This is a genomic window from Bradyrhizobium sp. SHOUNA76, assembly GCF_023006445.1.
Classification (GTDB): Bacteria; Pseudomonadota; Alphaproteobacteria; order Rhizobiales; family Xanthobacteraceae; genus Bradyrhizobium.
In genome coordinates, this window is the sequence record NZ_JALBHA010000228.1 from 1 (window position 1) to 9412 (window position 9412).

The 9412-nt window shown below is 65.1% G+C and carries 12 protein-coding genes; 7 read left to right on the top strand and 5 right to left on the bottom strand.

Annotation, left to right across the window (positions count from 1 at the left end; all coding sequences use genetic code 11):
• The coding region (locus MOV74_RS21875) for an alpha/beta hydrolase fold domain-containing protein (RefSeq protein WP_246926585.1) at positions 1-513 on the top strand (513 nt) is incomplete at its 5' end.
• Positions 514-644: 131 nt separating this feature from the next.
• On the top strand, positions 645-920 hold the full coding sequence (locus tag MOV74_RS21880) for a hypothetical protein (protein WP_246926587.1): 276 nt from the start codon (positions 645-647) through the stop codon (positions 918-920).
• Between the two features lie 37 nt (positions 921-957).
• On the opposite strand, the gene MOV74_RS21885 is transcribed toward MOV74_RS21880, so the two are convergent.
• The 5 genes from MOV74_RS21885 to MOV74_RS21905 all read right to left on the bottom strand — a co-directional run bounded on the left by MOV74_RS21885 (position 958) and on the right by MOV74_RS21905 (position 5133).
• Positions 958-1278, bottom strand: coding sequence for a cupredoxin domain-containing protein (locus MOV74_RS21885; RefSeq protein WP_246926600.1), 321 nt, complete (start codon positions 1276-1278; stop codon positions 958-960).
• A 10-nt stretch (positions 1279-1288) separates the two neighbouring features.
• A complete protein-coding gene (locus MOV74_RS21890) occupies positions 1289-1822 on the bottom strand; it encodes a DUF4142 domain-containing protein (RefSeq protein ID WP_246926602.1) in 534 nt (177 codons plus the stop codon).
• A 119-nt stretch (positions 1823-1941) separates the two neighbouring features.
• Positions 1942-2631, bottom strand: coding sequence for an RNA polymerase sigma factor (locus MOV74_RS21895; RefSeq protein WP_246926604.1), 690 nt, complete (start codon positions 2629-2631; stop codon positions 1942-1944).
• A gap of 120 nt (positions 2632-2751) precedes the next feature.
• Positions 2752-3618: a sulfurtransferase gene (locus MOV74_RS21900; RefSeq protein WP_246926613.1), complete on the bottom strand. Its 867-nt coding sequence runs from the start codon at positions 3616-3618 to the stop codon at positions 2752-2754.
• 180 nt (positions 3619-3798) lie between these two features.
• Positions 3799-5133, bottom strand: a complete 1335-nt coding sequence (locus MOV74_RS21905; RefSeq protein WP_246926615.1) for a dihydroorotase — start codon at positions 5131-5133, stop codon at positions 3799-3801.
• Between the two features lie 101 nt (positions 5134-5234).
• Between MOV74_RS21905 and MOV74_RS21910 the strand changes: the two genes are divergently transcribed.
• The 5 genes from MOV74_RS21910 (at position 5235) to MOV74_RS21930 (ending at position 9188) form a co-directional block, all read left to right on the top strand.
• Complete coding sequence (locus MOV74_RS21910) at positions 5235-6116, top strand: folate-binding protein YgfZ (RefSeq protein ID WP_246926617.1); 882 nt, start codon at positions 5235-5237, stop codon at positions 6114-6116.
• Complete coding sequence (locus MOV74_RS21915) at positions 6113-6739, top strand: DNA-3-methyladenine glycosylase I (protein WP_246926619.1); 627 nt, start codon at positions 6113-6115, stop codon at positions 6737-6739. The genes MOV74_RS21910 and MOV74_RS21915 overlap by 4 nt, the downstream gene beginning before the upstream one ends.
• Positions 6736-7350, top strand: a complete 615-nt coding sequence (locus tag MOV74_RS21920; protein ID WP_246926621.1) for a YfbR-like 5'-deoxynucleotidase — start codon at positions 6736-6738, stop codon at positions 7348-7350. Before MOV74_RS21915 ends, MOV74_RS21920 begins: the two co-directional genes overlap by 4 nt.
• A gap of 160 nt (positions 7351-7510) precedes the next feature.
• On the top strand, positions 7511-8017 hold the full coding sequence (locus tag MOV74_RS21925; protein ID WP_246926623.1) for a tyrosine phosphatase family protein: 507 nt from the start codon (positions 7511-7513) through the stop codon (positions 8015-8017).
• A gap of 202 nt (positions 8018-8219) precedes the next feature.
• Complete coding sequence (locus MOV74_RS21930) at positions 8220-9188, top strand: NrtR DNA-binding winged helix domain-containing protein (RefSeq protein ID WP_246926625.1); 969 nt, start codon at positions 8220-8222, stop codon at positions 9186-9188.
• The last annotated feature ends 224 nt before the right edge of the window (positions 9189-9412 follow it).

The window sequence follows — 9412 nt, forward strand, 5'->3', positions numbered from 1 at the left end:
ACCTGCCAGCTCGCGCGCGACCGTGGCGTGCCCGAGATCTCCGTCCAGCTCCTGATCTGCCCGGTCACCGACTGCACCTTCGACCGTCCCTCCTACAACGACAATGCGACGGGCTACTTCCTGACGCGCTCGCTGATGTACTGGTTCTGGGACCTCTACTGCTCGCCGGCGGACCGCACCGATCCGCGCGTCTCGCCGCTGCGCGGCAAGGTCGCCGGGCTGCCGCCGGCTCTCGTGACGACCTGCGAGTTCGATCCCTTGCGCGACGAAGGTATCGCTTATGCCGAGGCCATGGCGGCCGCAGGCGTCCAGGTCGAGCAGCTCAGGGCGCACGGCCACTTCCACTCGTCATTCACCATGGTCGATGTGGTGATCACCGGCGCGCCCGGACGGGGACAGATGGCGGAAGCCTTGCGACGCTTCGCCGGGCTCCCGCTGGAAGTCAGCAGCAGTGAGGAGCACAGCCAAGGTCAGGCCAGCCCGGGGCACAGGATCGCGGCGGCCGCGAGCTGACAACGACAGGCCGGCCGGGAACCTTTTCCCGGCGGCCGCGTTGAAGGTCCGTGGCATTGAGATGCAGCGATAGGTGTAGGCCCCGGCACGTAAATCCGCGCGCCGGGGCATTTTTTGCGTGAGGCGAAGCGATGGGGGACGGTGTTGCGGATTCAAAGGTCGATTTCGGTGCGCTTGCCGCGCTGCATAAATGGCCGTCGCTTGCGAACCAGCGCCGGCCGGACCGGGAGCCGTATCAGATAAGCGAAGGCACTCTTGACGAGTGCATCTCGGTCTTCATGGAGAAGCCGGCGACGACCCGGCATCTCTATGAGATCCGAACAGCGGCGCAGCCGCCGCTCGTGACGGACATTCTCTCGTCCGAGCACATCATCGAACTGTCGCGCTGGAGAGAATTTCTCCGATAGTCCCAGAAGGCGAGTGAGCGCAGGGAACGTGCTCTCCTCACGGCTCGATCTTGAGCGTCGCTTTCATGTTGGGATGATAGCGGCAGTAATAATCGATCGTTCCCGCCTTCTTCAGAACTGATGTCGCCGATTTCTTCGGCGGCAGTGTCACGTCGAAGTCGCCGTTCCTCGCGGTGGCGGTGTGGGCAAAGACGTCCTTGTTGATCCAGTTGATGGTGTCGCCGACCTTGGCCGACACATGAGCCGGAGATATCTCTAGATTCTCCATCGTGATCTCGATGGTCGCGGCGTGTGCCGGGACGACCATCGCCGCGAAGACAAGCGCGATAGCGATCGAAAACAGCCGCCCCGACATCATCGCACCCTCCCTATTTCAGCTCGGCCGCGACGTGCTCGGCGTGCTGCTGATGACCCTGGAAAATCTTCAGGCCGGTTTGCAGCAGGCTCCTCAGCTCGGCATTGTTCGCGGACGGAATCAGCTGGGTCTCCAGCGCGCCGTTGACCGCCTTGTGGAAGGCGACCTCGTTGGCGACATAGGCCTTGTCGAACGCCACGCCGTCCAGCTTGTCGAGCTCGACCAGCTTGTCGCTCGCCTGCTTGGACAGCGCCTTGCTGGTGTCGTTGTCCTCCGGCGTGACGTTCAGCTTCTTGACCAGCGCGAGCGCCTGCTTGTTGACCGCCTCGTGGTCGCGCAGCATGTCCTCCGCGAACGCTTTCACATCCTTGCTCTTGGCCTTCTTCTGCGCCTGTTTGGCCGCGTTGATGTCGATCACGCCGGCGGTGTAGGCGATGTGAGCGATCTGCGGATCGGAGGGTTTGTCGGCCGCGCTGGCGCCTTGCAGCAGCGCGGGGCTCGACAACAGAATTGCTGCGGCGACTGCCGCGCTCCATCGGATCAACATGGTTTGACACTCCTGTGCTGCCGGACGGTTGGCCGGCGCGTTGCTTCACAGGAGTTGGATGGGAGTTTCGCGCAAACGTTCCCGAAAAATTTCAGCCGACGCCAATCAGCCGATGCCAATCAGCCAATGCCAAGGCGCCTGAGCACGGCCTCCGTCAGCCGCTCGCAGCGCTGGCCGGCGAACGGAAATGCATCCATCACGACGGGGCCGATCTTCTTCTCGACATTCTCGCGCAGCAGGGTGCGCGCACGGTGCAGCCGCGTCTTCACCGTCTCGGGCTTGATACCGAGCAGCTCGGCCGTCTCCTCCATGCTCATCCCCTCCATCACCCGCGCGATGAAGACCATGCGGTAGGCGTCGGGCAATTCATCGACCGCATGTTCGACGACGCGCTGGATCTCGCGTTGAGCCATGGATTTTTCCGGATCAGTTGCGGCGGACGAGAGGGGAAACTGGATGATTTGCGCTTCGAGCGTCGCCTCCGGCAGCGATCCCAGTTCGACCTGCGGCTTCCGAGCGCGTGCGCATCCGAGCGCTTGGTTGATGGCAATGCGCGACAACCACGTCGACAGCGCCGACGCACCAAGAAAGTCGTCGAGATGCGTGAATGCGCGGATATAGGTTTCCTGCACCACGTCCTCCGCCTCACTATCGCTGCGCAGGATACCGCGGGCGAGCCTGTAGAGCCTGCGGTTGTTGGCCTGCATGATCTCGCGCAATGCGGCTTCATCCCGGCGCCGCGCACGGTCGATCAGCTCGGATTCCGACGTCCTGACACCGGCGGACAGGCCGGCTGCGGTCCCTGGCATGGCGAGCGCCTCATCTCCATTGGTTCCGGACATTGGATGCAGGCCCAGACGAAAGGTTCCGAGATTTCTTGCCCTGATCTTTCCTACCCTGGAGGGGTCCCCTCCAGGGGAGGGTAAGAGCTAATCCGTCTCGATCGGCAGTTCCGGGTCCCTCGCCCATTCCCCCATCGAGGCGTCGTAGAGCGTCAGCTTGTCGTAGCCGAGCTGCGTCAGCAGGAACAGGTCGATCGTCGCCGAGATGCCGCCGCCGCAATAGCAGATCACATTCTTGTCGCGCGTGACGCCTGCCGCGGCGAATTTGGCTTCGGCGTCGGCAAGCGTCGTCAGGGTCTTGTCGGCGTTGACGAGCGTTGCGGCTGATACGTTGACGCTGCCGGGAACGCGGCCCGGCCGGCCGTAGCGGCTCGGCTCGAGGCCGCGATGAAACTGCGGCCCCAGCGCGTTGACGGTGACCGTCGCGGAATCGCCGATCCGCGTCTTCACAATAGTCTTGTCAACGAAGAAACCCGCGCGCGGTGCGGCCTTGAAGATCGCCGCCGGATATCCCTTCGGTGCACCTGTCTCGACCGGCCGCCCCTCTTGCTTCCATTTGTCGAAGCCGCCGCCGAGCACATGCGCATCGACGCCGAGCGAGCGCAGCATCCACCAGAACCGCGTCGCCCACATCATCGTGCCGATGCTGTAGAGCACAATGGTCTTGCTTGCGTCGAGGCCGTGGCGGCCGAAGGCGGCCTCCAGCTGGGCCACACCGGGCATCATGAAGAATTGCTGCGCGGAGGCGTCGGAGAACTCGCCCTGCAAATCGAGGAAATCGGCACCGGGAATGTGGCCGGCGGCGAAGGTCTTGTCGCCGGGCACGGCGCGATAGGGCACGTCGCTGCCCGGCGGGACGGGTTCGTTGTAGGTCGTGCAGTCGTAGAGGCGCAGGTTGGGATCGCCGAGGATGGCGGCGAGCTGCCCGGTGGTGATGAGGGCACTCTGACTCATTGGAATATTCTCCCGTCATACGCGCACAATCTCCGTCACCCTGAGGTGCCGGAGCGTAGCGGAGGCTTCGAAGGGCGACGGCCGCCAGCGGGGCCGCTCATCCTTCGAGGCTTGCCATACGGTGCAAAAGCACCGCATGGCGCGCACCTCAGGATGACGGATTATACCGGCCGCAGCAACTTACTGCTTCAACGTTTCCAGAAACCGCACCGGCTCGCCTTGCGAGGCCGTCACAAGCTCGCCTTGCCACATCACGCGGCGGCCGCGGATGAAGGTGCCGACGGGCCAGCCCGTGACGCGCACGCCGTCATAGGGGGTCCAGCCGGCCTTGGACGCCACCCATTTGTTGGTGATCGTCTCGCTGCGCTTGAGATCAACGACCGTGAAGTCGGCGTCGTAGCCGGCGGCGATGCGGCCCTTGCAGGCCATGTTGTAGAGGCGCGCGGGGCCGGCGCTGGTGAGGTCGACGAAGCGCGCCAGGGAGAGCCGACCCGCGTTGACGTGATCGAGCATCAAGGGCACCAGCGTCTGGACGCCGGTCATGCCGGAGGGCGAAGCCGGATAGGTCTTCTGCTTCTCCTCCAGCGTATGCGGGGCGTGGTCGGAGCCGAGCACGTCGATGATGCCCTGCTCGATGCCGCGCCAGATGCCGGCACGATGATCGGCCCCGCGCACCGGCGGATTCATCTGCGCCAGCGTGCCGAGCCGCTCGTAGCATTCGGGCGCGACCAGCGTGAGGTGATGCGGCGTGGCCTCGCAGGAGGCGACGTCCTTGTGATCGCGCAGGAACTCGATCTCTTCCTTGGTCGAGATGTGCAGCACGTGGATGCGCTTGCCGGTCTCATGCGCGAGCTTGACGAGGCGCTGCGTCGCCATCAGCGCCGCGGTCTCGTCGCGCCACACCGGATGCGAGCGCGGATCGCCCTCGATGCGCAGCGATTTGCGGTCGTTGAGGCGGTACTCGTCCTCGGCATGGAACGCGGCGCGGCGGCGGATCACCTGGAAGATGCGGCGCAGGCTCTCGTCGTCCTCCACCAGCAGTGCGCCGGTCGAGGAGCCGATGAACACTTTGACGCCCGCGCAGCCCGGCGCGCGCTCGAGCACCGGCAAATCCTGTACATTCTCGCGAGTGCCGCCGATGAAGAAGGCGAAATCGCAATGCATGCGGTGATGGGCGCGCTTCACCTTGTCGGTGAAAGTGGCTTCCGTCACCGTCAACGGAGACGTGTTCGGCATCTCGAACACGGCGGTGACACCGCCCATCACGGCGCTGCGCGAACCGGTCTCGAGGTCTTCCTTCTGCTCCAGTCCGGGCTCGCGGAAATGCACCTGCGTGTCCATGACGCCGGGCAGGATGTGCAGGCCCTTGCAGTCGATCACCTCCGCGGCCGAGGCCTGCGACAGCGGGCCCAGTTCGACGATCCGGCCGTTGGTGATGCCGATATCGCGAACACCCTCGCCGTCCTGGTTGACGACGGTGCCGCCTTTGAGGATCACGTCGAAACGCTGGGTCATGGCTGAAGGCCTCTCTCATCCCCAAGCGCAGGGCTCGAGGTCTTGTCGTTTATGCCTCGCGGGCTTACGTTCCGGAGCAACATGTCGCAAGAGATTTTCGTATGAAATCAGCGTTTCTTCCCGACCGGGGCGTGGTCAAGGTCGCGGGCGAGGATGCGCGCAACTTCCTCAACGGCCTGGTCACGACCGACGTCGACAGGCTGAAGCCGGGCCTGGGGCGATTCGGCGCACTGCTGACGCCACAGGGCAAGATCATCGTCGATTTCCTGATCACGGAAGCGCCCGCGGGTCACGGCGGCGGGTTCCTGATCGACTGCCCGAAAGCGCTGGCAGACAGCCTCGCCACCAAGCTGAAATTCTACAAGTTGCGCGCCAAGGTCACGGTGGAAAACCTTTCCGGCGATCTCGGCGTGCTTACCGCCTGGGACGGGCAGCCCGCGGCCCAGCCGGACCTCGCCTTCACCGACCCGCGCAATGACGGCCTCGGCGTTCGCATCCTGATCCCCGAAGACCTCAAGCAGAAGCTGTCCGATCTGATCGGGGCCGAACTGGTCGATGCGACCGAATACGAGGCGCACCGCATCGCGCTCGGCGTGCCGCGCGGCGGGCTCGATTTCATGTACAGCGACGCGTTCCCGCACGAGACCAACATGGACCGTCTTGCCGGCGTCGATTTCGACAAGGGCTGCTATGTCGGCCAGGAGGTCGTCTCGCGCATGCAGCATCGCGGCACCGCGCGCACCCGCAGCGTCAAGGTGTTGCTCGACGGTCCCTCGCCCGAGGCCGGCGCGACCATTCTCGCCGGCGACAAGCCGGTCGGCACTATCGGCTCGACGTCCGGCGGCAAGGGCATTGCGCTGGTGCGCATCGACCGAGTCGCGGACGCGCTCGACGCCGGTCAGCCCCTCACCGCCGGGGGGCTGGCTTTGACGCTCGCCGAACCCGATGTCGTTCGCATTCCGGCCAAGCAGCCCACCGCATGAGCCGCGCTCCCCGCCTGCATCCCGACGGAAAATCCCGCTGCCCTTGGCCCGGCGAAGATCCGCTCTATGTCGCCTATCACGACACCGAATGGGGTGTGCCGGAATATGACGACCGCGCGCTGTACGAAAAACTGATCCTCGACGGTTTCCAGGCCGGCCTCTCCTGGATCACGATTTTGCGCAAGCGCGACAATTTCCGCAAAGCCTTCGACGATTTCCAGCCGGAGAAGATCGCGCGTTACAACGAGAAGAAGGTTCATGCGCTGATGAACGATGCCGGCATCGTTCGCAACAAGGCCAAGATCGACGGCGCGATAATGAGCGCGAAGTCCTATCTCGACATCATGGAGAAGGGGCCGGGCTTCTCGAAGCTGCTGTGGGACTTCATGGACGGGCGACCCAAGGTCAACCAGTTCAAGACCACCGCGAGCGTGCCGGCCTCGACACCATTGTCGGTGCAGATCTCGAAAGAGCTATCCTCGCGCGGCTTCAAATTCGTCGGCCCGACCATCGTCTATGCCTTCATGGAGGCGACCGGCATGGTCAACGACCACCTCGTCGACTGCCATTGTCACGCGATCTGCGGCAAGACGCAGCGCAAGCCGCGCCTCAAGGCAAAATGACCGCGAAGAAGACGGCGCCCGTTGCGCAATCCCGCGCCTGGCAGCGCATGCTGTCGGGCCGGCGGCTCGATCTGCTCGATCCCTCGCCGCTCGACGTCGAGATCGCCGACATCGCGCACGGCCTCGCGCGCGTCGCGCGCTGGAACGGGCAGACGACAGGCGCGCATATCTTCTCGGTCGCACAGCATACGCTGCTGGTTGAAACCGTGCTGCGGCACGAGATGCCGCGTGTCGATCGGCGCATGCGGCTCGCCGCGCTGCTGCACGATGCGCCCGAATATGTGATCGGCGACATGATCTCGCCGTTCAAGGCTGTGCTCGACGGCCATTACAAGGCGGTCGAGAAGCGCTTGCTCGGCGCCATCCACGTCCGCTTCGGCCTGCCGCCGGAGCTGCCGGAGGAGATCACGCTGGCCATCAAGGCCGCCGATCGCGGCGCGGCCTATCTGGAGGCGACCGCGCTTGCCGGCTTCGAAGAGCCCGAGGCGAAGCGCCTGTTCGGCAAGGATCCCGGCCTCTCCGACAGCGTCCGGCGCGACTATCTGACGCCCTGGACCGCGGCGCGGGCCGAGAAGCAGTTCCTGGAGCGGTTTGGCGCGGTGTTCGCGTAGGTCCGTAGGGTGGCATAGGCGCTCTTGCGCCGTGCCCACCATCTTCTCGCACTTACGACAAAAGTGGTGGGCACGCTTCCGCCTTCGCTCTTCGAGCTACGGCGGACATGTCGCTTTGCCCACCCTACGGCCGCGGTTATAATCAAGAAAAAGGTCCGCCATGATCCACGTCTGTTCCCTCGCCGCGCTTCCCGAAACCGTCCGCCTCACCGGGGCCAGCCATGTGCTGACCGTGATGGCCAATGTCGAGCAGGTGGCACGTCCAGTATCGGTGCTACCGGCCAATCATCTCAAGGTGTCGATGGACGACATCACCGAGGAGATGGACGGTTTCGTCGCACCGTCCGAGACGCATATCGATCAGGTGCTGAACTTCGTGCGCAGCTGGGACCGCAGCGCACCGCTGGTGGTTCATTGCTATGCCGGCATCAGCCGCTCCACCGCGAGCGCGTTCGCGGCGGTCTGCGCGCTCAATCCAAACCGCGACGAGCTCGATATCGCCAGGAAGATCCGCGCGGCCTCGCCGATCGCCTCGCCGAACCGGCGCATCGTCGGTCTTGCCGACCGTGCCCTCGGACGCAACGGTCGCATGCTGCGGGCGCTCGACGAGATCGGCCCGGGTGCGATGATGGTCGAGGGCCGCCCCTTCGTGATCGAGCTCGAATGACAGCTGCGCGCCACAAGATAGGTGCGCTCCCTCTCCCGCAAGCGGAGGGTCTTGCCTCATCGGGACTCCCCAAGAGGCGAGAACCCTCACCCGCGCCTTCGGCGCGACCTCTCCCGCAAGCGGGAGAGGTGCAGCGAGCCCGCGGCGAGACTGCCGCAATTGATCGACATGTCTTTCTGCCACCACCTGCGATCGTCACCGCATGAGCGACAAGCTCCTGACGCCGATCGAGATCGGCCTGACCGCGGCCATCGTCGCGATCGCGGGCCAAGAGCCTCTGATCCTGACCGCGCGCGGCAGTGACGGGCTTGCCGGCCTGCCGTTCGGCCCGTTCGATGCGCTCGCGCACCGCACCTTCGAGATCGGCCTGCGCGCCTGGGTCGAGGAGCAGGCGGGCTTGCGGCTCGGCTATGTCGAGCAGCTCTACACCTTCGGCGATCGCGGCCGCCATGCCGAGGCCGGCGACACCGGGGCGCATATGGTGTCGATCGGTTATCTCGCACTGACGCGCGCCGTGGACGGCGAGCTTGCAGCAAACGCGGCGAGCTTCGCGCCATGGTACCGCTTCTTCCCCTGGGAAGACCGGCGCGAGGAGCCGCCCGCGATCATCGCCCGCGATATCATTCCTGCGCTGACCGAGTGGGCCGCGGAGGAGACGCCGGAGACGATTCGCGCGCTGCCGCGCAAGGATCGCGTGCGGTTCTACTTCGGCCTCGACGGGGCGGCCTGGGACGAGGAGCGCGTGCTCGACCGCTACGAGCTCCTGTACGAGGCCGGGCTGGTCGAGGAAGCGCGGCGCGACGGCCGCCCTGCGGCATTAGCGCGCAAGACGCTTCCCCCGCTCGGGACCTCGATGCAGTTCGACCACCGCCGGATTCTCGCCACGGCGATCGCGCGGCTGCGTGCAAAACTCAAGTATCGTCCTGTGGTCTTTGAACTTTTGCCGCCCGAATTCACACTTACCGAACTGCAGCACACGGTCGAGGCGATTTCCGGCCGGCACCTGCATAAGCAGAATTTCCGCCGCCTGGTCGAAATGGAAGCCCTGGTCGAACCGACCGGGGTCATGTCGACACAGACGGGCGGACGGCCGGCGGCGCTCTACCGCTTCCGCCGCGACGTGCTCCAGGAGCGTCCCGCGCCGGGCTTGCGCGTACGCTCCCGGCGCTAGACAAGGATTTCGTGATCGGCCTCCCGTCGATCGCCTGGAGGCTTCATGTTCGACGGCCCGTTTGACGTCTTTGCGTGGATCATTGCGATCGCCGCGTTCCTCATTGCGATCAAGGCCTCCAGCCAGGCGGCCGAGCTGCGCCGCCGGCTCAGCTCGCTCGAAGAGATGTTTTACGCGCAGCGGCATGTGCAGCCGCCGCCGCTCACGCCTGCTTGGGAGCAGGC